The sequence below is a fragment of the Streptomyces angustmyceticus genome (assembly GCF_019933235.1).
Lineage (GTDB): Bacteria > Actinomycetota > Actinomycetes > Streptomycetales > Streptomycetaceae > Streptomyces > Streptomyces angustmyceticus.
In genome coordinates this window covers 2,434,128-2,457,178 of sequence record NZ_CP082945.1, presented here as the reverse complement: position 1 = coordinate 2,457,178, position 23,051 = coordinate 2,434,128, and the positions used below count along the sequence as shown (strand labels likewise).

The window sequence follows — 23,051 nt, the reverse complement described above, 5'->3', positions numbered from 1 at the left end:
GCGGCCCTCCGCGGCCTACTGTTGAGGAGTGCGCCTGCCGTGGCGCGGGCACAGCCGGCTGTGAGAGGGATCGGAATGAAACCGACCGACAGCGCCGCTCCGGCGTCGCGGCTCCGGCGGCTCGTCGTGCCCGCGCTGCCCGGAACCATCGTCCTCGTGGCGGGCCTCGCGCTCGCCACGGGCGTCATCGTCACCCTCGGCGAAGGTGACGCGCTGTTCCCCAGCGGCTCCATAGGCTGGTCGCTGGCGATCCTCACCGGCATCATCGTCGGCCACCTGGTCGCCCTCGGCCGGGACCGCTGGTGGGGCGGCACGGGCTCCGGCGCCGCCCTGGCCCTGGCCGTCCTGCTGCTCTACGGCTGGGTGCCCGCCACCCTCGTCAGCCTCTCCGTCGTCGTCCTCGTCGGTGCCGCCCGGCGGCACCGCTGGCGGCAGGCCGTGGTGCACGGTGCCGTGGACATCCTCGGCATCGGCGCCGCGGCGCTCGGCCTCGCCGCGTTCGGCGTGGCCTCCGGCGTCCGCCACCCCTGGAGCCCGCCGGCCTGGAACCTCGCCGTCCTCCCCGAGGTCGTCGTCACCGCCGCCGGCTACCTCTTCGTCAGCCGCGGCCTGTTGTGGCTCAGCCTCGCCCCGCGCACCGGCCAGCTGCCCGCCATCCCCCGAACGGCCGTACTGCGCCAGGCGCTCGTCGGCATCGCCCTGCTCGGCATCTCCCCGCTGATTGCCGTCTGCGCGCTCCACGCCCCGCTGCTGCTCCCGCTGTTCGCGGTCCCGCTGATCGCGCTGGACTCCACCCTCTGGATCGCCCGCGCCCGCGCCGAGGAGCAGTTGCGCGACCCGCTCACCGGCCTGCCCAACCGCCAGTGGCTGCTGGAGCGCACCTGGACCGCGCTGGACGACGCCGAACGGGTGGGCTCCCGCTCGGCGCTGGTCCTCATCGACCTGGACCGGTTCCGCTCCGTCAACGACACCCTCGGGCACCTCGCCGGCGACCGTCTGCTGCTGCAGATCGCCGACCGCCTGCGGCACGCCCTCCCGCGCGGCGCCGAGGCCGCCCGGCTCGGCGGCGACGAGTTCGCCGTCCTGCTGCCCACCACCGACTCCCTCACGAGTTCCCAGCGGGTGGCCCGCAACCTCGTCGCCGCCCTCGGCTCCCCGCTCGACCTCGACGGACTGACCCTCGTGCTCGAGGCCAGCGCGGGGGTCGCCGTCTTCCCCGACCACGCCCTCGACGCCGAAGGGCTGCTGCGCCGCGCCGACGTGGCCATGTACCAGGCCAAGCGGGACCGCAGCGGCGTCGAGCTCTACGAGGCCAAGCGGGATGGCAACACCCCCGACCGCCTCGGCCTGTTGGGCGATCTGCGCCGGGCCCTGGACGCCGGCGACGTCGAACTGCACTACCAGCCCAAGGTCGGCTTCGACGGCCATGTCGCCGGGCTGGAGGCACTGGTCCGCTGGGTGCATCCGGACCGCGGCCGGGTGCCACCGGACGAGTTCATCGCCATCGCCGAGTCCTCCGGGCTGATGCCGCGGCTGACGGAGTACGTCCTGGAGACGGCGCTCGCCCAGGTGGCGCGCTGGCGCGCGATGGGCCTGGAGGTGCCGGTCGCCGTCAACGTCTCCCCGCGCGATGTGCACTCCCCGGGCTTCGCCGGCGCGGTCGCGGCCCGGCTCGCCCGGCACCGCGTCCCCCCGGGCGCCCTCCAGCTGGAGATCACCGAGCACGTCCTCCTGGAGGACCCGCAGCGGGCCGCCGACACCCTGGCCGGGCTCACCGCGCACGGCGTGAAGATGTCCCTCGACGACTTCGGCACCGGCTACTCCTCCCTCGTCCACTTGCGGCGGCTCCCGGTCAGCGAGCTGAAGATCGACCGCTCGTTCGTGGCCCGGCTGGCCGTCGACAACGAGGACGCCGAGATCGTCCGCTGCACCCTCGACCTCGCGCACTCCCTCGGCCTCCTGGTCGTCGCCGAGGGCGTCGAGGACGACGAGACCTGGGAGCGGCTGCGCGACCTCGGCTGCGACGCCGTACAGGGCTGGCTGGTGGCCGCCGCGATGCCACCCGACGAGACCACGGCTTGGCTCAGAGCCCGCGGCGAACGCGGCTGGCAGCGTGAATCGGAGACGGCCGCCCTGGCGGCGGAGAAGGCCGCCCAGCGCCCTTCGGGACAGGTCCTGAACTGACCCGGCCACCGGCCGTCCCGTGTCCCCGCTCCGAAGCACCTGCACAGACCCCCGCGAGCGCCTCCGAGGCGTCCGGTGCCACTGACGCGTCCGGCGGCGGTGACGCGGCCGAGGGCAGCGACGCGTCCGGCGAGACCGACCTGTCCGGCCGCGGCGGCGTACCCGACGGCGGTGACGCGCCCGACGGCGGCGGCGTCCCCGATGCCGGTGACGTCCCCGGCGGTGGCCCCGCGTCCGTCGAGGACGAGCAGCGGCAGCAACAGCCACAGCCGCTGGAGGAAGAGCGGCACGCGCACGAGCAGGGGCGGCAGGATTGAGGGCGGAAGCCGGAGGCCCGGGACGAGCCGCCCCCGCCCCGGCCTCCCCGGGGCCCGTCGCGCACCTCCGGCGGATCGGGAAAACGCCGGCCTCCCGGTGATCACGGCCGCCCCCGGCGAAACGGTTTCGCGGCAGCTCTTCCGTACGCCATAGGATTGGGCCGGAAAAGTTCACAGGAGCATTCGACGAGAAGGCTCCTCCTGGACTCTCCGCCCGGAACACTCCGCCCAGAACACCAGAGGATCGCTGCATGCCTGGCATCACGCGCGAGGAGGTCGCCCACCTCGCCCGGCTGGCACGTCTGGAGCTGAAGGCAGAAGAGCTCGACCACTTCGCCGGACAGCTCGACGACATCATCGGCGCGGTCGCCCGCGTCTCCGAGGTCGCCGACCAAGACGTACCGCCGACCTCCCACCCGCTGCCCCTGACCAACGTCATGCGGCCGGACGAGGTCCGTCCGTCGCTGACCCCCGAGCAGGCGCTCTCCGGCGCCCCGGCCCAGGAGCAGCAGCGTTTCAAGGTGCCGCAGATCCTGGGGGAGGAGTGACCGTGAGCGACGCGCGCGCGGCCGCCGGGCCGCACTCGACCGCGAAAGCCGCACCTCTGCGCCGCGCGGGCGGAGAAGCGAACGAAGAAGCAAGGGCTATGGCAGACCTGATCAAGCTCACGGCCGCCGAGATCGCGGCGAAGATCGCCGCCGGCGAGGTCACCGCCGTCGAGGTGACCGAGGCCCATCTGGCGCGCATCGAGGCCGTCGACGAGAAGGTGCACGCCTTCCTGCACGTCGACCGCGAGGGCGCGCTCGCCCAGGCCCGCGCCGTGGACGAGAAGCGCGCCCGCGGCGAGAAGCTCGGCCCGCTGGCCGGTGTCCCGCTCGCGCTCAAGGACATCTTCACGACGGAGGGCGTGCCCACCACCGTCGGCTCGAAGATCCTCGAAGGCTGGCTCCCGCCGTACGACGCGACGCTGACCAAGAAGCTCAAGGCCGCCGACGTCGTCATCCTCGGCAAGACCAACATGGACGAGTTCGCCATGGGGTCCTCCACCGAGAACAGCGCCTACGGCCCGACCGGCAACCCCTGGGACCTCACCAAGATCCCCGGCGGCTCCGGCGGCGGCTCCAGCGCCGCCCTCGCCTCCTACGAGGCCCCGCTCGCCATCGGCACGGACACCGGCGGTTCCATCCGCCAGCCCGCGTCCGTCACCGGCACGGTCGGCGTCAAGCCCACCTACGGCGGCGTCTCCCGCTACGGCATGGTGGCCTTCTCGTCCTCCCTGGACCAGGGCGGCCCGTGCGCCCGTACGGTCCTGGACGCGGCGCTGCTCCACGAGGTCATCGCCGGTCACGACCCGCTGGACTCCACCTCCATCGACGCGCCGGTCCCGCCGGTCGTCGAGGCGGCCCGCAACGGCAGCGTCGAGGGCATGCGCGTCGGCGTCGTCAAGCAGTTCCGCGGCGAGGGCTACCAGGCCGGCGTCATCCAGCGCTTCGACGAGTCCGTCGAGCTGCTGAAGGAGCTGGGCGCCGAGATCGTCGAGCTGGACTGCCCGTCCTTCGACCTGGCGCTGTCCGCGTACTACCTGATCGCGCCCTCGGAGTGCTCCTCCAACCTGGCCCGCTTCGACGCCATGCGCTACGGCCTGCGGGTCGGCGACGACGGCACCAAGTCCGCCGAGGACGTCACGGCCCTGACCCGCGAGGCCGGCTTCGGTCCCGAGGTCAAGCGCCGGATCATGCTCGGCACGTACGCGCTCAGCTCCGGCTACTACGACGCGTACTACGGCTCCGCCCAGAAGGTGCGGACGCTGATCACCCGTGACTTCGAGAAGGCCTTCGAGCGGGTCGACGTGATCGTTTCGCCGACCACGCCGACCACCGCCTTCCCGATCGGCGAGCGCGCCGACGACCCGATGGCGATGTACCTCGCCGACCTGTGCACGATCCCCACCAACCTGGCAGGCAACGCGGCGATGTCGCTGCCCTGCGGCCTGGCTCCCGAGGACGGGATGCCGGTGGGCCTGCAGATCATCGCTCCTGCCATGGCCGACGACCGGCTCTACAAGGTCGGTGCCGCGGTCGAGGCCGCGTTCACCGGCAAGTGGGGCCACCCGCTGCTTGAGGAGGCACCTGCACTGTGAGCGCCATGACCAAGAAGGCCAAGAACTTCAAGAAGTCCAAGGGCGGCCTGTACCTGTCGATCGGCAGCACCGCGTTCGGCGCCCTCAGCGTCGCCAAGCAGGCCAAGCTCGCCCGCCAGGAGAACGACACGCTCCGCCTGATCGACGCCGCCGTCTCGGCCGCGGCGATCGTCACCGGCCTGGCGATCCTCTACCGCGAACTGAAGCGCCTGGGCGACGACGACGTCCTGCTGGGCTGAGAGGGAAAGTTTCACCGTGACTGTCACTGACCTGGTGTCGTACGAGGACGCCCTCGCGTCCTACGACCCCGTCATGGGCCTGGAGGTCCATGTCGAGCTCGGCACCAAGACCAAGATGTTCTGCGGGTGTTCCACGACTCTCGGCGCGGACGCCAACTCGCAGACCTGCCCCACCTGCCTGGGCATGCCCGGCTCGCTGCCCGTCGTCAACGCGATCGGCGTCGAGTCCGCGATCAAGATCGGCCTCGCGCTGAACTGCTCCATCGCCGAATGGTGCCGTTTCGCCCGGAAGAACTACTTCTATCCGGACATGCCGAAGAACTTCCAGACCTCCCAGTACGACGAGCCGATCGCCTTCGACGGCTACCTCGACGTACAGCTGGAGGACGGGGAGATCTTCCGGGTGCACATCGAGCGCGCCCACATGGAGGAGGACACCGGCAAGTCCACCCACATCGGCGGCGCCACCGGCCGTATCCAGGGCGCCCGGCACTCCCTCCTGGACTACAACCGCGCCGGCATCCCGCTCATCGAGATCGTCACCAAGCCCATCGAGGGCGCGGGCGAGCGGGCCCCCGAGGTCGCCAAGGCGTACGTCGCCGAGCTGCGCGAGCTCATCAAGGCGCTGGGCGTCTCCGAGGCCCGGATGGAGATGGGCCAGATGCGCTGCGACGTGAACCTGTCGCTGCGCCCGCAGGGCACCGAGACGTTCGGTACGCGGTCGGAGACCAAGAACGTCAACTCCCTGCGCTCGGTGGAGCGTGCGGCCCGCTTCGAGATCCAGCGGCACGCCGCGGTGCTGTCCTCGGGCGGCACCGTCGTCCAGGAGACCCGGCACTTCCACGAGGAGGACGGCTCCACGACGGCCGGCCGCATCAAGGACAACGCCGAGGACTACCGCTACTTCCCCGAGCCGGACCTGGTGCCGGTGGCCCCCTCCCGCGAGTGGGTCGAGGAACTGCGGGCCGCGCTGCCCGAGCTGCCGCGGGTGCGCCGCAACCGGCTGCGCGAGGAGTGGGGCGTCTCCGAGCACGACATGCAGTCGATCCTCAACGCGGGCGCGGTCGACCTGATCACCGCCACCGTCGACGCCGGCGCGGACTCCGCCTCGGCCCGTAAGTGGTGGATGGGCGAACTGGCCCGCCGCGCCAACGAGGACGGCGTGGACCTGGACGCCCTGCCGATCACCCCCGAGCAGGTCGCCCGGGTCACCGCGCTGGTCGCGGACGGCTCCCTCAACGACAAGCTGGCCCGGCAGACCATCGAGGGCGTGCTGGCCGGCGAGGGCGACCCGGACACCGTCGTCGAGAAGCGCGGCCTGAAGGTCGTCTCCGACGAGGGCGCCCTGGGCACCGCCGTCGACGAGGCGATCGCCGCCAACGCCGCCATCGCCGACAAGATCCGCGGTGGCAAGGTGGCCGCGGCCGGTGCGCTGGTCGGCGCGGTCATGAAGGCCACGCGGGGCCAGGCCGACGCGGCCCGGGTGCGCGAACTGATTCTTGAGCGCCTTGGCGCGAAGGAATAATCGAGCACAGTCCGGAGAAGCTGGGCGTCGAGGGCTGACGCACCCCTGATCCGGTAACGACGAAGCGGCCGTCCCTCCTCGGAGGGGCGGCCGCTTCGTCTTCCGTAGGGGAGCGGCCGTACGGGAGGCGGTCCGCGCTGCCGCCGTGATGCGCAGAACCGCCGCCGCACAGCGGTTCGACCGTGGCATGATCGGCGCATGGGTCGCGACAGCCGCACGTCTCAGGACCAGGGGTACCTTCTCGACAACCGGCAGAGCGAGGCGGGCACCCGCTTCGAGGCGCTGTCGGCCCTCTTCGACGCCTCCACGTTCCGTCACTTCGAGACGGTGGGGATCGACAAGGGGTGGCACTGCTGGGAGGTCGGGGCCGGCGGGCCGACCGTCCCCGCGTGGCTCGCCGAGCGCGTCGGCCCCGGCGGGCGGGTGCTCGCCACGGACATCGACGTCTCCTGGATCGGGACCGCCGGCGCCGAGGGCGTCGAGGTGCTCCGCCACGACGTCGCCCTCGACGCGCCCCCGGAGGGGCTCTTCGACCTGATCCACGCCCGCCTCGTCCTCGTCCACGTCGCCGACCGCGACGCCGCCCTGCGCTCCATGATCCGAGCGTTGCGCCCCGGTGGCCGGCTGCTGATCGAGGACGCCGACCCCGCGCTGATCCCGCAGATCTGCCCCGACGCGTACGGCCCCGAGCAGGAGCTGGCCAACCGGATGCGCCGCGGCTTCCGCCGGTTGCTGGAACAGCGCGGCGCCGACCTCTCCTACGGGCGCAAGCTGCCGCGGCTGCTGCGCGCGGCCGGCCTCGTCGAGGTCGAGGCCGACGCCTACTTCCCCGTCACCTCGCCCGCGTGCGCCGTCCTGGAGGCGGCCAGTGTGCGACAGGTACGGGACAAGCTCGTCGCCGAGGGCCTCGCCACGGAAGAGGAGATCGAGCGGCACCTCGCCGCCGTCGCGTCCGGGCGCCTCGATGTCGGCACCTCGCCGATGATCTCGGCCTGGGGCCGCCGCCCCGCCGAGGACGGCCTCGGGTAGGGCGTCCGGCGAGCGGAGCCGTTCCCGAGCGGCGCGGTCCGCGAGGTGCTCCGGTGGCGTCACGTCAGGACGGGGCGTCGTCCGTCCGGTTCTCCGTCCGTCCGGGCGGGTCGGTGCGGCGGGCGTGGCGGGGATGCTCCGGCCCGCCGCTCCTCCGTGCTCCGTCAGGCGGTGGCGTCCTTGGCCGGTCGCCCGGCCGGGGTGTCCTTGTGACTGATCGCCAGGTAGCCCACGAGCAGCACGATCGGGACGATGAGTGCCAGCGTGACCGGTCCCGTTCCCCAGCCGAGGCCGCCGCGGGCGGTGGAGACGCCCATCCAGTCGGCGAAGGAAGCCCCGAGCGGCCGGGTCAGCACGTACGCCCACCAGAACGCGGCGACGGCGTTGAGGCCGAGGAAGCGCCCGGACAGTGCGGGCACCGCGATGAGGGCGGTGAACAGGAGGGCGGACGGCAGGTAGCCCCAGTGGAGGGTGCCGGCGGTGAGGTCGCCGACCGCCGTGCCGAGGGCGAAGGTGGCGAGCACCGTCGCCCAGTAGAACGTCTCGCGGCGGCGGGTGCGGACGCTGTGGATGGAGAGCGTTCCCTCGGTGGCGTACCAGGCCGTCAGGATCGCGGCCAGCCCGGCGGAGAAGGCGATCACCGAGACCGTATAGGGGATGCCGGCGATGACGTGGACGACATCGGCGGCCATGGTGCCGAACACGCTGACCATGACGATGGCGGACCAGTAGATCCAGGGCCGGTAGCGGGTGGTCCGGAACTGGAGGATCAGCAGGGCCGCCAGCCCGGCGAGTCCCAGGCTGCCGGCCGGTATCGGGCCGAGCGTCCGGCCGAGGTAGTCCGAGGCCGTCTCGCCCATGCCGGTGGTGAGGACTTTCACTCCCCAGAACAGGGCTGTGACCTGCGGGACCTTGCTCAGGCCCGGCAGGGGTCCACCCTCGGGCACGGGGATGCGGGAGCGTCCCGCGCCCACGGGCCGGGCCAGTGTCTCGCCGCTCGACTGCGACATTGTCATGTCCGCCCTCCCGGCGCGGTGCGCCGTGTTCGCGATCTGTGGCATTCCGGGCGCCGTTCAGCCGACCAGGTGTGATCGGGTAGCGGCTCCCGGCTTTCGTCTACATGACTGTAGACGGTCGAGAAGGGGGCCCCGTGACCGCCTCCGGTCCGCGGCGCCCGGGAGCGGCCGTACCCGCATTCGGACCACCCGGGATCGTCCGGTGGTGCGGGGCGGCGGATGATCGCCCTGACGGCTCGGCGGGCAGAGGGCGTACGGGAGCAGCGCGATGGGCGACGACCCACGACACGGTGAGCGGCGCCGGGGCCGCGCGGAACGCGGTGACGCGAGCGGCCCCGTCGGCCCCGCCGGCCCGGGCGGTGCCGGACATCCGGACCGTGCGGGCGGCCCCGGCGGTCTGGGCCGCCGTCGGTTCCTCGGCGTCGCGGCCGTGGGCGCCGCCGGCCTCGCCGCTGGGGTGACCGCCGGCTGTGACGCCACGTCGGGCGCGGGTCCCGGCGGGGGTCCCACGGGCGGTGAGCAGCCGGACCTCGCCGCGGAGCGGGAGCGGCCGGGAAACCCCGACTGGCGGATCCGTTCGGCCGGTCCGCCCGACGCGGTGCAGGGCTACACCGACAAGGCGAGCGTCCTGCCGGGCGAGGAGTTCGGGCTGTATGTCTCGACCACCGCACCCGGGTTCCGTGTGGCGGCCTACCGGGTGGGCTGGTACCGAGGTGCCCAGGCCCGGCTGGTCTGGCGGTCGGGCCGGGTGGCCGGCCGGCGCCAGCGCGGCCCGCGGCTGCTGCCCGGGACCCGCGGCGTACGGGCCGACTGGCGGCGCAGCCTCGCGGTGCGCGCCGACGGCTGGCCGCCGGGCGCCTATCTGCTCCGGCTGGACGCCGAGCACGGCCACCAGCGGTACGTCCCGCTGATCGTCCGCTCGGCACACGCCACGGGCCGTACGGTGCTGATGCACGCGGTGGCCACCTGGCAGGCGTACAACGCGTGGGGCGGCTACAGCCTCTACCGCGGCGCGGACGGCGCGTACGGGACGCGGTCGCTGGCCGTCAGCTTCGACCGGCCCTACGACACCAACGGCGCCGGGAAGTTCCTGGTCTACGAGCGCGCGCTGGTGGTCCTGGCGGAACGGCTGGGCCTCCCGCTCGCCTACACCACCGGCGTGGACGTGCACCGCGACCCGTCGGCGCTGCGGGGCGCCACGGCGGCGCTCTCGCCCGGCCACGACGAGTACTGGACCCCGGAGCAGCGCCTGCACGTCACCCGGGCCCGCGACACCGGCACCAATCTGGCCTTCCTGGGGGCCAACGCCTGCTTCCGCCGGGTCAGGCTGGAGCCGGGACCGTCCGGCGCCCTGCGCACCGTGGTCTGCTACAAGACCTCCTACCGGGACGATCCGCGCTTCGCCGGTCCGCACGGGGCCCCGCCGACCCACGACTTCCGCCAACCGCCCGCCGCCGCCCCGGAGTCCGCCCTGACCGGCGTCTTCTACGAGGGCTACCCCACGGACGCGCCGTACGTCGTCCACAGTGCCGACCACTGGCTGTTCGCCGGCACCGGGGTGCGGCGCGGCGACGCCTTCGACCACCTCGTCGGGGTGGAGTACGACCGGGTCACCCCCCAGGCGCCCACGCCGGACCGGCTGGAGATCCTCGCCCACTCGCCGCTGGTCTGCGACGGCCGCAGCAGCCACGCGGACTCCGCCTACTACACCGTGCCGAGCGGCGCCGGGGTCTTCGCCACCGGCACGATGCGGTGGGTCGAGGCCCTCATGGCCGGGACGCGCGAGGACGGGCGTGACCACGGCATGGACGGCCGGACGGGAGCCTTCGTCACCCGCACCACCGAGAACCTGCTCCGCGCGTTCGCCGCGGGACCCGCCGCGAAGACCCGGCCGGCGCCCCGGGCCAACGTGGCGAGCGTGTACGGGACTTAGCCGCTTCCGGCGTCCTGGCCCTGGCCGGCCGGGCCCGCGTACGGTGCTCGTCGGCTGTGCCCGCGTGCGGTCCTCGACTGCCGGTCGGCGGAGCGGGCTGACCCGGGGGAGGCGGGTTCCCGTTCCCGGACGCGGTGGTGGGGGAGGTGGCCCCACCCGGGATTGGGGGGACAGCCGGAGTGAGTGCCGAAGGGCGCGCTTCTAGCGTCTGACGGTGTGAGAGATCCTCTGGCCACAGCGAAGACACTTCCCCTCGACTCGCGTCGTCCGGCGCGGCGTTCGCGTCGTCCGGCCCGGTGCGCGACGGCGTGGACGGCGGCCTCGGTGGCGGCCTCGGCCGTGTTGGCGCTCGCCGTGCCGACGGCGCACGCGGCGGCTCCCCGGGCGGCCCCCGCGGCCGGCTGCGCCGCCACCCGCGGTGCGGTCGCCGGCTCCCTGGACGCCCTGGTGACCCGGTACGGGGTTCCCGGCGCGGCCGCCGAGGCGGTCGAGCCGGGATGCGGCCGGTGGACGGCGGCCCGCGGCGTCGCCGACCTGGGCAGCGGCCGCCCGATGAACGCCGGGGACCGGCTGCGGATCGGCAGCATCACCAAGACGTTCACCGCCACGGTCGTGGTGCAGCTCGCCGCGGAGGGCCGGCTCGGACTGGACGACCCGGTGGAGCGCCATCTGCCCGGACTGATCCGGGGCAACGGCTACGACGGGCGCACCATCTCCGTACGCGACCTCCTCCAGCACACCAGCGGCCTTCCCGACTACACCGAATCCCTCGGCCGGCGCCCCGTGGAGGAGTGGCGGTTCCGCCACTTCGCGCCCCGCGAACTGATCGCCGCCGCCCTGAAGATGCCGCACCCGCAGGGGAAGTGGCACTACGCCACCACCAACGCCCTCCTCGCCGGACTCGTCGTCGAGAAGGCCACCGGGCGCGGCGTCGAGACGGAGGTGACCCGCCGGATCCTCCGGCCCCTCGGGCTGCGCGACACCTACTGGCCCGGCGACACCACGCGCATCCGGGGCCCGCACTCGCACAGTTACTTCCCCGACCCCGGCCGGCGGGACTCCGACCGGCAGGGATCCGGCCGAGAGGGCACCGGCCGAGAGGGCACCGGCCGAGAGGGCTCCGGGCGAGAGGGCTCCGGGCGAGCGGGCACCGGGCGAGCGGGGCCGGGACAGCAGGGCCATGCGCGGCCGCAGGGGGCGCCCCTGGTGGACGGCACCGCATGGAACACCACCTTCGGCGGCGCGGGCGGCGCGCTGATCTCCACCCCCGCCGATGTGAACCGGTTCTACCGCGGCCTGTTCGGCGGGAGGCTGGTGCCCGCGCACTGGCTCGCCGAGATGAAGCGCACCGTCCCCGCCGACCCGCGGCGGCTGTGGCCCGGAGCCCGGTACGGGCTCGGCCTGATCGCCTCCCCGCTGTCGTGCGGCGGGATGTGGTGGGGGCACAGCGGGACGGTGCCCGGCGGACACCGCGCGCTCGGCGCGAGCACCCCCGACGGCCGCGGCATCGCCCTCGCCCTCACCAAGGTGCCGGACACCGACCGGGCGGAGGACGCCTTCCGCGCCGTCGTCGACCGCGCGTTCTGCGCCCCCGGCCGTACTCACCAGCCCAAGGAGACCGAGTGACCACCCTCAGCCCGGCCCTGCGCCGCGCCTCGGCCGCGGGCCTCGCCCTCGCCGCCGCCTGCCTCACCGCTTCCCCCACTCCGGCCACGGCCACCGCGCGCCCCACAGCGGGCCACGAACGCGCCGCGGCCACCGCCGGGCACGCCCAAGGGGCCGGCCTTGACCGCTACTACCGGCAGCGTCCCGTCTGGGGCAGCTGCGTCCAGGGCCCCGGCGACAGGACGGGCCACGACCTGGCGAAGGCCGGCGTGCGGTGCGCGGACGTGACCGTGCCGCTGGACTACGCCGACCCCCGGGGCCGGACGATCACCGTCGCGGTCTCCCGGCTGAAGGCCACCGACACCCGGCACCGCATCGGCTCGATCCTCCTCAACAACGGCGGTCCGGGCGGCCCCGCCCTGGAGTCCCCGCCGGACATCCGCACGGCGATGAAGGAGGCCGGCCCCCGCTACGACATCATCGGCTTCGACCCGCGCTTCGTCGGCCGCAGCACCCCGCTGGACTGCCACTGGCCCGTCGGCACCAGCGTCCTCGCGGCCGGTCTCGGCCGGGACAGCTTCGAGCGGCAGGTCGCCCTGCAAAAGGGCCTGGCCGACAAGTGCCGGGCCACCAACGCGCCGGTGCTGCCGTACATCAGCACCCGCAACACGGCCCGCGACATGGACGTCATCCGCGGTGTGCTCGGCGAGCGGAAGATCTCCTACCTGGGCTACTCGTACGGCACCTACCTCGGCACCGTGTACACCCAGATGTTCCCCGGCCGCTTCGACCGGACGGTGCTCGACGGCGCCCTCGCCCCGGACGACTACAACCCCCGGCTGCTGCGGGGCGCCGAGCCCGAGAACGAGCGGGCCCTCTCCGCCTGGGCCGCCTGGGCCGCGCGCCGCGACGGAACCTACGGTCTGGGCCGCAGCCGCGCCGCCGTGCTCGCCACCGTCCACCGGATCGTCGTGGCGTCCGGGCGCGGCCCGCTCACGGTCGGCACCGCCCCCCACGCCTTCCGGCTCGACGACACCCAGGTGCCGTCCCTGCTCGTGGCCGGGATCGCGGACGACACCGCCCGGCAGCGGAACACCCTCGCCGAGCAGCTGTCCGTACTGGCCCGCGCCGCCGCCGGACGGCCGACCCGGCTGTCGCCGGAGTTCACCGTGGTGCTGCGGGGCATGCTGACCGGCGACGACGCGAAGTCCCCCGCGGCGCAGTCGGCGATCATCTGCGGGGACAAGCCGGCCCCGCGCGACCCCGAGCGCTACTGGCGGGACATCGAGCGCCACCGCGCCCGGCATCCGCTGTTCGGCCCGCTGACCCGCAACATCGGACCGTGCGCCTTCTGGGACCGGCCGCGCGAGGCGCCCACGACGGTGCACCGCGACGCCCCGGCGCTGATCGTGGCCGCCACGGGCGATCCGCGCGCCACGTACAGGAGCAGCCGGGCTCTGCACGCGCTGCTGCCGAGCTCCAAGCTGGTCACCCTCAAGGGCGCCCACCGCCACGGTCTCTACGGCGAATACGGCAACGCCTGCGTGGACGGCGAGGTCAACCGGTACCTGGCCACCGGCAAGCTGCCGGAGAACGACCGGACCTGCGTCAAGCGGGCCGACTAGCCGGTGGCGAGGGCGGGTGCGGTCGGGCCTCCCGGCCGCACCCCGACTCAGCGGGCGACGTCGGCCAGGAACGAGGCCCAGGCCGTGGCACTCAGGGTGAGCATCGGGCCGCCCGGGTTCTTGGAGTCGCGGACGTGGATGGCGTGCGGGCAGGTAGCCACTTCGAGGCAGTCGCCGCCTGCGCTGCCGCTGTAGGTGGACTTGCTCCAGTCGTAGGCGATTTCGAGGCAGTTGCCCCCGGCGCTACCGCTGTAGCTCGACTTGATCCAGTGAAGGCAGTGGAGGCGGGACTGGGCTGCATTGCTGGTCATGACTCTCCTAGCAAGTCGTCCAGCAGGCCCTTCGTCTCATCGGGGGTGAGGGCCTGCGATCGCAGCATCCCATATACCTGTTGATACACGCTGACCTGATCTGGGTCGTCGACCAGGAAGCTGATCCGTTGCGCTTCGATGTAGGCGAGGTGTTCGTGTTCGGGGGTTTCCAGCAGGACCAGCGGGCCGTCCAGAGAGGCATGGGAACGCCGGGCCGTCGGCATGACCTGGAGTCCTAAGAAGGGGAGTTCGGCGCATGATCGGAGATGGTGCAGCTGTGCGCGGAGGACTTCCGGGTCACCGATCGGCCGGTGGAGCACCACCTCTTCGAGGATGAAGTTGAGCATGGGCCGAGGCTTTTTGCGCTCCAGCAATTTCTGTCGGTCGATGCGTCCGGAAACCCACTCCTCGGTCTGGCCCTCGTCCAACGGTGGGTAGAGGGAATCGAAGGTGGCTCGTGCGTAGGGCTCGGTCTGCAACAGCCCAGGGACCACCTGGTTTTCGTACGACAGCAGCGTCAGGGCCTCCTCCTCGTGTTCCACCAGGTCCTGGACGAACGCGGGCAGCTTCTCCCGTTCCGGGACCTTGGCCACCGCGACCGCCAAAGCCCCCTTCGTACCGAGGATTTCGTCGAGAGTTTCGGCAAGGTCGATCTTCAGTGGCCGACGGCCCTGCTCGATGGAGCCGATCGTGTCCTCGTGGAGCCCGACCTGTTCGGCCAGTTCGGGCTGGGTGATGCGGGCGGCCTTCCGGAAGTGGCTCAGCTGGGCGCCGATCACATGCCAGGAAGTGATCCTCTTCGGTTTGTTCGCCGGGTGCATGCGCTCTGCCTTCCCCTCCCCGCGACGGCATGACACAGCCAGAAGTCGTACAACGGATCTGTACGACCTGACACTGTGGCCCAGCATAGTTACGCACTGTGACAGTGGCGCCATGCACAAGGAGATTCAGACGCTCTGCGCCCGTACGGCGTTCTACCGGCGCGAGCGCCGATCCGTGTCGCGGGCCAGGGCGTTCGCCCGTGCCGCGTTGATCGCGTGGGACCTGCGGCACCTCATGGACGATGTCCTGCTCTGCGTGAGCGAGCTGGCCACCAACGCCCTGCTGCACGGCGTCCCGCCCGGTCGCGGCTACCGGCTGTGCCTGTCGCTGGACGAGGACGGGCTGCTGCGCGTCGAGCTGCACGACAGTGGTGGCGGGGAGCCGCGGGTGCCGGCACCGGTGTCCGGCGACGGGGGAGCGGAGGGCGAGTCCGGGCGGGGGCTGCTGCTGGTCTCCGCGCTCGCCGACGCGTGGGGCGTCGGCGAGCGCGTGCCGGGGAAGATCGTGTGGTGCGAGTTCCGCGCTTACGGCAAGGGTTACGGCAGGCCGTGAACGTGCGGCCCGACCGCGCCGGACCAGGCGTTGCCGCTCGCCGCGTCCCAGTTGGTCGACCAGGTCATCGCGCCCCGCAGGCCCGGGTAGGTCCGGGCGGGCTTGAAGGAGCCGCAGCCGGTGCCCTTGGTGAGGCAGTCCAGGGCGGCGTTGACGACGCCCGGGGCGACGTAGCCGCTGCCCGCGGCCCGGGGGGAGGCGGGCAGGCCCAGTCCTACCTGGGAGGGGGCGAGGCCGCCTTCGAGCTGGATGCAGGCCGGCGCGGTGAGGAAGTCGACGGTGCCCTGGGAGTAGACCTTGCCGTCGCAGCCGAGCATCGAACCGCTGTTGTAGTACTGCGTGTTGACGACGGTGAGGATGTCCTTCACGTTCAGCGCGGTCCGGAAGTAGCCGCTGGAGGTGGACTGCATGTCGAGGGTCTGCGGCGCCATGGTGAGGACGAGGTCGCCGCCCGCCTTCTGGGAGAGCGAGCGCAGGGCCTGGCTCATGTAGGTCGGGTCGAGGCCGTTTTCGAGGTCGATGTCGACGCCGTCGAAGCCGTACTGCCGCATGAGGGAGTAGAGGCTGGTGGCGAAGTTGGCGGCCGAGGCGGCGTCGTTGACGGAGACCGTGCCCCGTTCGCCGCCGACGGAGAGGACCACCGACTTCCCGGCCGCCTGCTTGGCCTTGATGTCGGCCTTGAACTGGTCGACGGTGTAGCCGCCGAGGCCGGCCGAGTCGAGGGTGAAGGTGACGGCGCCGGGCGTGGTGGTGGCGTCGGCGAAGGCGACCGCGATGATGTCGTACTGGCCGGGGACGTCGCCGAGCTTCTGGACCGTCGCGCCGTTGTCGAAGTTCTGCCAGTAGCCGGTGACCGCGTGCGCCGGGACGGCGGGGTGGCCGCCGTCCCCCGAGCGGGCGGTGGTGGCCGTGATCTCCGATGAGCGGGCCGATTCGCCGGCCGCGTTGGTGGCCGTGACCTGGAAGCGGTACGCGGTGGCGGGGGACAGGCCCGAGACCGTCGCCGATGTGCCGCCCACCGCCTGGTACTTGGTGCCGTCGCGGTAGACCGTGTAGCCGGTGGCGCCGGGGACCGGGTTCCAGGACAGGGCCACGGAGGACGGGGTCACCGTGCCGGCGGCGAGGCCGCCGGGCACGGCGGGGACCTCGGGTCCGGGGTCGGTGCCGCCCCCGGCGTCGGGACCGAGGACGCTGAAGTCGTCGGCGAAGTAGGCGGGTTGTCCGTACCAGCCGTGGGTGTGGACCGTGACGGACGTGGTCGTGGGGCCGGTGGTGAAGGTGGTGCTGAGCTGCTGCCAGCCGGTGGTGGACGGTGTCCAGGTGGCGGCGTCCGTGGTGCCGGTTCCGGAGGCGCCCAGGTAGACGTAGGAGCCCTGGACGTACGCGCTGAGCCGGTAGGTCGCGCCGGGCACGACGGCGACGGTCTGGGAACAGGTGGCGTTGTCGGAGGCGGTGGGGGTGGCCTTCAGGGCGCCGGTGCCGCTGTGGACGGGGGAGCCGACGGCGCTGCCACTGCCCGCCGAACAGGTCCAGTCGCTCAGGCCGGATTCGTAGCCCGCGTTGCGGGCGGCGTTGACATCGGCCGCGGCGGCCGGGGTGGAACCGGACAGGGTGGCCGCCGCGGCGGCGAGCGCCGTCAGCGCCGCCGCGAACAGGCGGCTGCGGCGGGCCGGCCGGGGGGATGCGGTGCGAGGCATGGCTGTCTCCAGTGCCGAAGGGGGGAACACGGGGAGAACGCGGGGAGGACTGCAGCAAGACGGTGGCCACCGCTCCTGGGCACAGAATGGTTCAGACCAATAGGGCGGTCAAGGGGTGCGGCACAAGGGGGAGTTGGGCGGGGTGGTGCCCTGGGGCGGGCCCGCGCGGCCGGTGAGGTGGGTGCGGTCCACGATGAGAGACCGGGCGTGGACAGTGGAGGTGACCTCCGCCTAACATCCCTGCAACTCGGTCCGGGCCCTCCGGAGAGGCGGACCGGGTACTCGCCACCCACGCCGATGACGCCGTGACACACACTTTTCGTGGAGGTGTCATGCGTTCGCGTCCGGGTCCCGACCGTGCCGACGAGGTCTTCAACTTACTTCTGCTGGACGGCGACTGCCCGCCCGGGCGGGCCGCCGACAAACTCGGTATGACGAGCCGTCAGTTCCAGGAGGTCCTGCGCTACCTCGCGGCCATGGGGCTGGTGCGGCCGTCCGGCGACGGGGCGCTGCCCGTCCCGGTGTCACCGGAGACCGCGTTCGCGCTGCTGCTGGACACCGCCGAACAGACGACGGCGGACCGGCTCGTCGGACTGCGCTCGCTGCGCGCCGCCTTCGGCGCCCTGGCCGACAGCCTGCCCGCCTTCCGGTCCTCCGGCGCCCCGCAGCACGCCCGGGTGGAGGTACTGGTGGGGCAGCAGCGGATCGCGGAGAGCCTGGACGCCATGGCGGCCGCGGCGCGCCGCGAGATCCTCGCGCTGCGCCCGAACGACTCGGCCGCCCCGGAACGCTGGGGCGAGGCCGCCCGCCGCAGCGGCCAGGTCCTCGCCCGCGGGGTGTCGCTGCGCGCCCTCTATCTGCACTCGACCCCCGACAACCCGGCGGGCCAGGCGCACCTGAGCGGACTGCGGCGCGCGGGCGCCCGGGTGCGGCTGGCGATGACGCTGCCGTTCCGGCTCACCCTGGTCGACGACGCGCAGGCGCTCGTCACCCTGAGCTCGGACAGCGACGAGGTGACGGCGCTGGAGATCCACGGCGTCGCGATGTGCGCCCTGCTGCGGCAGGTCTTCGAGCACTGCTGGGTGTACGCGGAGCGGCTGGCCGACGCCGGGGCGGACGAGTCCCGGCAGGTGGCGTGCCGGGCGGCGCTGACCGAGCGCGAGGAGATGGTCCTGCGGATGTTCGCCGCCGGCCTCAAGGACAGCGCCATCGCCCGCAACCTCGGGGTCTCCGACCGCACCCTCCGGCGGACCATCACCCCGCTGCTGACCAAGCTCGGGGCGGACAGCAGGTTCCAGGCGGGCATGATGGCCGTCGAGCGGGGGCTGCTCTCCCGGGTCGAGCTCGGGGGAGTGGTGGCCTAGCTAGGGAGCTCCCCTTGGCGCCCGGCGTCTCCCGTCAGGCCGCACCGGCCTGTTGGGCCGGGGCCGGTCCGCCCTCCGCCGCGGCGGACCCGTCTTTCCTCCCGGTGGACCCGCCTTCCGCCCCGGCGGACCCGCCCTCCGGCGCCGCGACCGGCTCGTCCTCCCCGGAAGCAGCCGGCCCGTCCCCCTCCGTCACGGCTCCCGGTGCCGCCGCCTGCCGTCCCCATGTCGTACCGATGAGGACCAGGACCGCCCCGGCCGCGCCGAGCAGGCCGGGCCGGTCCCCGCCGGCGGCGACGCCGATCACGGCCGCCCAGAGCGGCTCGGTGCCCAGCAGCAGGCTCACACGGGACGGGGAGGTACGGCGCACCGCCCACATCTGGACGAAGAAGGCGAAGAGCGTGCACATCAGCGCCAGGTAGAGGAGCGCGGTCCACTGCTGCGCCGAGTAGGCGGCCGCCACGTCGAGCGGGGAGGCGGCGGCGAAGGGCGACGCGAGCGCGAAGACGGCGATGGCGCCGGTGAACTGGACGACGGTCAGCGCGCCGGAGTCCGTCGTACGCAGCGACTTCATCCGGCTCATGGCCATGACGTGCACGGTGCGGGCGACGGCCGCCAGCAGCATCAGGAGATCGCCGGACGACGGGGCGGTGAACCCCGACCCCTGGGTCAGCAGGGCCACACCGGCCACGGACAGGGCCGCCGCGCCCAGGAACGCCCCGGTGGGGCGGGTGCGGGTGGCCACGGCCTCCGCGAGCGGCGTGAAGATCATGGTCAGGCTGATGATGAGGCCCGCGTTCGTCGCCGAGGTGTGCACCACCCCGAAGGTCTCCAGCACCAGGACGCCCGACAGGAGCATGCCCAGCACCAGGCCCGCGCCGGTCTCCCGGACGCTCAGCCGGGTGAGCCCGCGGCCCGCGACCAGGGCCATCACCGGCGTGGCCACCAGGAACCGCAGCAGGAGCAGGGCGATGACGGTGGCCGTGGTGGCCAGTTCCTTGGCGGCCAGGTAACTGGAGCCCCAGACGACGGCCACCAGCACGACCGGCACATCGATGAGCCAGAGGGGCCGGTTCCCGGGGCGTGCGGTGCGGGAGGGCAGAGGGGGCATGGCGGTGGGTCCTTGTTCGACGAGTGCGGCCGTGCGACGGGGAGGCCGCCGGGCCCCGGCACACCATGATCGCGGTGTGCCGGGGCCCGGCGTGGCGGGCCGGTCAGCGGGCGGTGAAGGCGACCACCAGGACATCCCGGTGCGCCGGAGCCGTCGCGTCCAGCGGGTGCAGCGGGGTGACGGAGTGCAGGGTGCGGCGGTCGTCCCCGAGCAGCAGGTCGCCGGGGTCGGTGAGAGTGGTGGTGAGCAACTCCTCGCCGGAGTCGGTGAACACGGCGCTCTCCCCGCCCGCCACATTGACCCGGTTGATCATGAGCGAGGTGATGAAGGTGACCCCGTCGCGGTGCCGGCCCTCGGGCGCGGGCTGTCCGGTCTGGTCGTCGCCCGCCGTGATCCGGTACGGGTGCAGCTTGACGTTCCAGTCGGTGGTGTCGTCGACGGCGGTGAACACGGCGGCCATGGCGAGCAGCAGCGCACGCAGCAGGGGGTCGGCCGCGAACTCGTCCGTCAGCGGGTCGAAGTGCCGCTCGACGCCGCCGTTGAGCGGGTTGATGGTGCTCTCCTGGAGGTACGGCGCGTGCGGCAGCCGGGTGAGGGTGCCCGTCGCGGCGTCCACGTCGAACTGGCCGTAGCGGCGGAAGCGGTAGGTGCCGCCGTCGGCCATGTGCGTGTCCAGGGTGAGCGCGTCCCAATGGGCGCCGAAGCGGGCCCAGTCGGCCGGGCCCACGCCCAGCAGCGCGGACAGTTCCCGCGCCGGCATGAGGTGGCCGCCGGGGCCGGCCAGCGCGCGGACGGCGGAAGCGGGGGCGGTGGGGGCGAGCGGGGCGGAAGTGCGGTTGTTCACCGTGCGGTTGCTCCTGTGCGTGTGCGCGGGTGGTGGGCTCAGACGAGGACGGGCGCGGCGGCGGGGGCCGGGACCGGGGTGTGCGCGGCGGCCTCCAGGGCGATGGCGCGCGCCTCCCATCCCTCGCGGTCGCGCAGGTAGCGGGGGCGCGGTGCGGTGATGGCGCGGGTCTCCGCGCCGCCCGGCCGCAGCTCCCAGGTCACCGCGCCGCTGGTGCGGGCCGCGCAGGCGTCGATGAAGTGCTGGGTGGCGAGGCGCAGTTCACCGAACCAGCGCCCTTCCAGGGCCTCGCGGACCCAGATCTGCTCCAGCTGCTGCTTCTCCCGGATCAGCTCGGCGCCGAGGCAGGCGCTCTCGACGTGCCGGTAGGACCGCAGGAGCAGCGACGCGGCGGGCATCTCCCGGATTTCGAGCACCTTCTCCCCGTGGTCCAGGTGCTCCAGCCCGGAGTAGCGGCCCAGGCCGTAGGCGCCGGCCCGCTCGTTGAGCTCGGCGATCAATCCGGTCAGCGGCAGCGGCCGGCCGTCCACGGCGACCGGCAGGCCCGCCTCGAAGGTGACGGTGAGCCTGCTCGGCGCGGTGTCCGCGCGGACCGTGCTCCAGCGGTACATCTCCTCGGGGACCGCGTGGTCCTCGGGGTCGTCGAGGATGCCGGACTCGAACTCCCGGCACCACAGGTTGGAGTCGCCGCTGACCAGCCGGCCGACGAGCAGATCGACGCCGGCCGCCGCCAGCTCCTCGTGCTTGCGGTCCCGGTCGACGGGGCTGAGGTCGTACGGGCTGCCGTAGGGGCCGTCGTAACCGAGCAGCTCCAGCGCGCCGTTGAGGCGGCGCAGGGTGTTCTGCGAGCGGTTGGCGGTGTGCAGGACGGCCTGGGCACCGAGCCGGCCGGCCAGCTCCACGGCCGCCCGGGCGATCAGCGGGCGGCTGAGGGTGGAGCTCACCGGGTGGATGCCGAGGTAGACGGCCTGCGCGGCGATGGCCTTGGCCACGTACCGGTCGGCGAACTCCTCGCGTTTGTCCAGCACATGCAGCTCGGCGCCGAGCGCCTGGGCCACCTGGCGTTTGTAGCCGGTGGACTCGTCCTCGCCGATGTCGACGCTGACGGCGTGCACGTCGCGGATGCCCCGCTCCCGCAGCTTGAGGAGCAGGTACGAGCTGTCGAGGCCGCCGCTGAAGAGCGTCACCACGGGGCGGGCGGGGTCGAGCAGGTCGAGCTGCGAGAACGAGCGGATGGGCGGTGGTGCCATGGCTGTGCTTCCTCCGAAAAGATCATCTTCGGAGCCCGGGGCGACGTGTCAGGCGTCTCCCCGGCCCCCCTGCAACATGATCTTTCCGGGGCGGCGCACCCGCGGGAACAGCCGCCGCGCGCCGGAACCGGCCACGTCCGCTCCCGGTCAGGGGCGGTGCCGCCGCGGCGGCGCTACGGCCGCTTCGGCAGGCGCTCCCGCGCCCACAGCTTGACGTTCCTCCAGTCGCGGGGGAGCCCGGCGAAGACGTCCCGCCCGTCGTCCGCCGCGACCGCCACCGTCTCGGCGAGGTCCGGGGTGCGGCTCAGGAAGAGCGGGTCGCGGGCCCGTACGACGAACCGGACGACCAGGAACGAGAGCGGCGGCTCGGGGACGACGCGGCCGCGGTGGTCGGCCATCTGCTCGCCCACCGGGAACTTCCCGAACATCACACCGACCGGGGCGTAGAGGTTCTTCAGCGCCCAGTGCGGCCACGCCAGCACCTCCCGGCCGGCGCCGCGGACCGCGATGTTCTCGCACAGCAGCGCACCGCGCCGGCGGTCCGCCTGCGTCCTGAGCCACTCCGCGCCGCGCACCCCCGCCTCGAACACCGCCTCCTCGACCTCCGGCGCGTCCCCGGCCGCCTCGTACACCGTCCAGTGCGTCAGACCGCCCTCCACGGACGGCGCGAGGTACGGGCAGTGGGCCGACATCGCCCGTACGTAGCCGGTGACGTCCACCGTCGTGGGGCCGGCGGTGCGGTCCTCGACGAGGCGCAGCGGCCCGGCGGAGGAGGGGCGGGCGTCCTCGGTGCGCGCGGTGGTCATCGGACGGCGGCCTCCTCGGGCGGGACGGTCAGCAGCGGCTTGTAGTAGCCCGGGGGGTGCGGCTCGCCGATCAGCCGGCCGTCGGCCTCGACCCAGGCGTGGGCGGCGAAGGGGTGGGTGCGCACGCCGGTGCACCAGGTCGGCCACACCCCGCGGGCCCGGCACAGCAGCGCGGTGGCCAGGGAGCGCTGCAGACAGTTTTGGCCCGCGCAGCGCAGGCTCACGGCCACCACCTGGGCGCGTGCGGCGCGGGCCTGCTCGGCGCCGGCCGGTGCCGCACCGCGGCGGGCGCGTTCCAGGACGGCCCGCAGCCGGGCGGGCTTGAGGCGGGCGAGCGGCCGGGCGGCGCCGACGGCGAGCAGCGGCAGGAGCCGGTGGCGCAGCGGCAGCCGGGGCCGCTCGGCCAGGGTCATCGACTGGCTCATGACGCCACCGTGAGGTCGGCGGCGCGCAGTTGCCCGATCACCGCGCCGACGTCGTCCGCGGCCCGCTGCGGGTCGAGGCCGTAGGAGGCGGCCAGTCCGGCGGCGACGGTCTCGGGGGTGTCACCGGCCAGCAGTTGGTGCAGCACCCGGCTGCCGGTGGGGTTGAGCTGCCAGTAGCGGCCGGTGCGCTGGTGCAGCAGGACCGTGCCGTCGTCGGTGTCCGTCATGGAGACGTCGGAGTGGAGCCGCATACGGG

Annotated in this window: 20 protein-coding genes and 1 pseudogene; 11 read left to right on the top strand and 10 right to left on the bottom strand. The window is 73.3% G+C overall.

What is annotated here, in order from left to right:
• Positions 1–75 precede the first annotated feature (75 nt).
• From K7396_RS11055 to K7396_RS11030, 6 genes are all read left to right on the top strand, one after another.
• A complete protein-coding gene (locus tag K7396_RS11055; RefSeq protein ID WP_086716296.1) occupies positions 76–2,184 on the top strand; it encodes a putative bifunctional diguanylate cyclase/phosphodiesterase in 2,109 nt (702 codons plus the stop codon).
• 568 nt (positions 2,185–2,752) lie between these two features.
• Positions 2,753–3,049: an Asp-tRNA(Asn)/Glu-tRNA(Gln) amidotransferase subunit GatC gene (gene gatC / locus K7396_RS11050; RefSeq protein WP_006602950.1), complete on the top strand. Its 297-nt coding sequence runs from the start codon at positions 2,753–2,755 to the stop codon at positions 3,047–3,049.
• A gap of 98 nt (positions 3,050–3,147) precedes the next feature.
• Positions 3,148–4,641, top strand: a complete 1,494-nt coding sequence (gatA, locus tag K7396_RS11045) for an Asp-tRNA(Asn)/Glu-tRNA(Gln) amidotransferase subunit GatA (RefSeq protein ID WP_086716294.1) — start codon at positions 3,148–3,150, stop codon at positions 4,639–4,641.
• Positions 4,642–4,646: 5 nt separating this feature from the next.
• A complete protein-coding gene (locus K7396_RS11040; protein WP_030087700.1) occupies positions 4,647–4,880 on the top strand; it encodes a hypothetical protein in 234 nt (77 codons plus the stop codon).
• 16 nt (positions 4,881–4,896) lie between these two features.
• On the top strand, positions 4,897–6,405 hold the full coding sequence (gene gatB / locus K7396_RS11035) for an Asp-tRNA(Asn)/Glu-tRNA(Gln) amidotransferase subunit GatB (protein ID WP_086716292.1): 1,509 nt from the start codon (positions 4,897–4,899) through the stop codon (positions 6,403–6,405).
• 198 nt (positions 6,406–6,603) lie between these two features.
• Positions 6,604–7,434 carry a methyltransferase domain-containing protein gene (locus tag K7396_RS11030; RefSeq protein ID WP_086716290.1) on the top strand — a complete coding sequence of 277 codons (831 nt, stop codon included), beginning with the start codon at positions 6,604–6,606 and terminating at the stop codon, positions 7,432–7,434.
• Between the two features lie 164 nt (positions 7,435–7,598).
• Here K7396_RS11030 and K7396_RS11025 read toward each other — a convergent pair whose 3' ends face one another.
• Positions 7,599–8,444 (bottom strand): COG4705 family protein, encoded by an 846-nt coding sequence (locus tag K7396_RS11025; RefSeq protein ID WP_086716287.1) that lies wholly within the window; start codon positions 8,442–8,444, stop codon positions 7,599–7,601.
• Between the two features lie 274 nt (positions 8,445–8,718).
• Here K7396_RS11025 and K7396_RS11020 point away from each other — a divergent pair, with 274 nt between their 5' ends.
• From K7396_RS11020 to K7396_RS11010, 3 genes are all read left to right on the top strand, one after another.
• Complete coding sequence (locus tag K7396_RS11020) at positions 8,719–10,383, top strand: N,N-dimethylformamidase beta subunit family domain-containing protein (RefSeq protein WP_174886966.1); 1,665 nt, start codon at positions 8,719–8,721, stop codon at positions 10,381–10,383.
• A 324-nt stretch (positions 10,384–10,707) separates the two neighbouring features.
• The gene (locus K7396_RS11015; protein ID WP_158101094.1) at positions 10,708–12,009 is read left to right on the top strand and encodes a serine hydrolase domain-containing protein; all 1,302 of its coding nucleotides are present in this window, start codon (positions 10,708–10,710) and stop codon (positions 12,007–12,009) included.
• Complete coding sequence (locus tag K7396_RS11010) at positions 12,006–13,613, top strand: alpha/beta fold hydrolase (RefSeq protein WP_086716283.1); 1,608 nt, start codon at positions 12,006–12,008, stop codon at positions 13,611–13,613. The genes K7396_RS11015 and K7396_RS11010 overlap by 4 nt, the downstream gene beginning before the upstream one ends.
• A gap of 47 nt (positions 13,614–13,660) precedes the next feature.
• Here K7396_RS11010 and K7396_RS11005 read toward each other — a convergent pair whose 3' ends face one another.
• Complete coding sequence (locus tag K7396_RS11005) at positions 13,661–13,924, bottom strand: DUF397 domain-containing protein (RefSeq protein ID WP_086716281.1); 264 nt, start codon at positions 13,922–13,924, stop codon at positions 13,661–13,663.
• A complete protein-coding gene (locus K7396_RS11000; protein WP_086716278.1) occupies positions 13,921–14,745 on the bottom strand; it encodes a helix-turn-helix domain-containing protein in 825 nt (274 codons plus the stop codon). Before K7396_RS11000 ends, K7396_RS11005 begins: the two co-directional genes overlap by 4 nt.
• Before the next feature lie 112 nt (positions 14,746–14,857).
• Between K7396_RS11000 and K7396_RS10995 the strand changes: the two genes are divergently transcribed.
• On the top strand, positions 14,858–15,298 hold the full coding sequence (locus K7396_RS10995) for an ATP-binding protein (protein WP_086716276.1): 441 nt from the start codon (positions 14,858–14,860) through the stop codon (positions 15,296–15,298).
• Here K7396_RS10995 and K7396_RS10990 read toward each other — a convergent pair.
• Entirely contained in the window at positions 15,283–16,995 is a 1,713-nt protein-coding gene (locus K7396_RS10990; protein ID WP_152104858.1) for a chitinase, read from the bottom strand. The genes K7396_RS10995 and K7396_RS10990 overlap by 16 nt on opposite strands.
• 332 nt (positions 16,996–17,327) lie before the next feature.
• Between K7396_RS10990 and K7396_RS10985 the strand changes: the two genes are divergently transcribed.
• Positions 17,328–18,359 carry a helix-turn-helix transcriptional regulator gene (locus tag K7396_RS10985; RefSeq protein WP_152104857.1) on the top strand — a complete coding sequence of 344 codons (1,032 nt, stop codon included), beginning with the start codon at positions 17,328–17,330 and terminating at the stop codon, positions 18,357–18,359.
• A 196-nt stretch (positions 18,360–18,555) separates the two neighbouring features.
• On the opposite strand, the pseudogene K7396_RS10980 reads toward K7396_RS10985, so the two are convergent.
• The 6 genes and pseudogenes from K7396_RS10980 to K7396_RS10955 form a co-directional block, all read right to left on the bottom strand.
• Positions 18,556–19,470, bottom strand: a pseudogene (locus tag K7396_RS10980) (DMT family transporter); the annotation flags it as partial.
• Positions 19,471–19,573: 103 nt separating this feature from the next.
• Complete coding sequence (locus K7396_RS10975) at positions 19,574–20,314, bottom strand: 2OG-Fe dioxygenase family protein (protein WP_223659868.1); 741 nt, start codon at positions 20,312–20,314, stop codon at positions 19,574–19,576.
• Positions 20,315–20,352: 38 nt separating this feature from the next.
• Positions 20,353–21,564, bottom strand: a complete 1,212-nt coding sequence (locus tag K7396_RS10970; protein ID WP_086718316.1) for an argininosuccinate synthase-related protein — start codon at positions 21,562–21,564, stop codon at positions 20,353–20,355.
• 173 nt (positions 21,565–21,737) lie between these two features.
• A complete protein-coding gene (locus K7396_RS10965; protein ID WP_086718317.1) occupies positions 21,738–22,370 on the bottom strand; it encodes a hypothetical protein in 633 nt (210 codons plus the stop codon).
• Positions 22,367–22,795 (bottom strand): lasso peptide biosynthesis B2 protein, encoded by a 429-nt coding sequence (locus K7396_RS10960; RefSeq protein WP_167392769.1) that lies wholly within the window; start codon positions 22,793–22,795, stop codon positions 22,367–22,369. Before K7396_RS10960 ends, K7396_RS10965 begins: the two co-directional genes overlap by 4 nt.
• Entirely contained in the window at positions 22,792–23,046 is a 255-nt protein-coding gene (locus tag K7396_RS10955) for a lasso peptide biosynthesis PqqD family chaperone (RefSeq protein WP_086718319.1), read from the bottom strand. Before K7396_RS10955 ends, K7396_RS10960 begins: the two co-directional genes overlap by 4 nt.
• Positions 23,047–23,051: the final 5 nt, after the last annotated feature.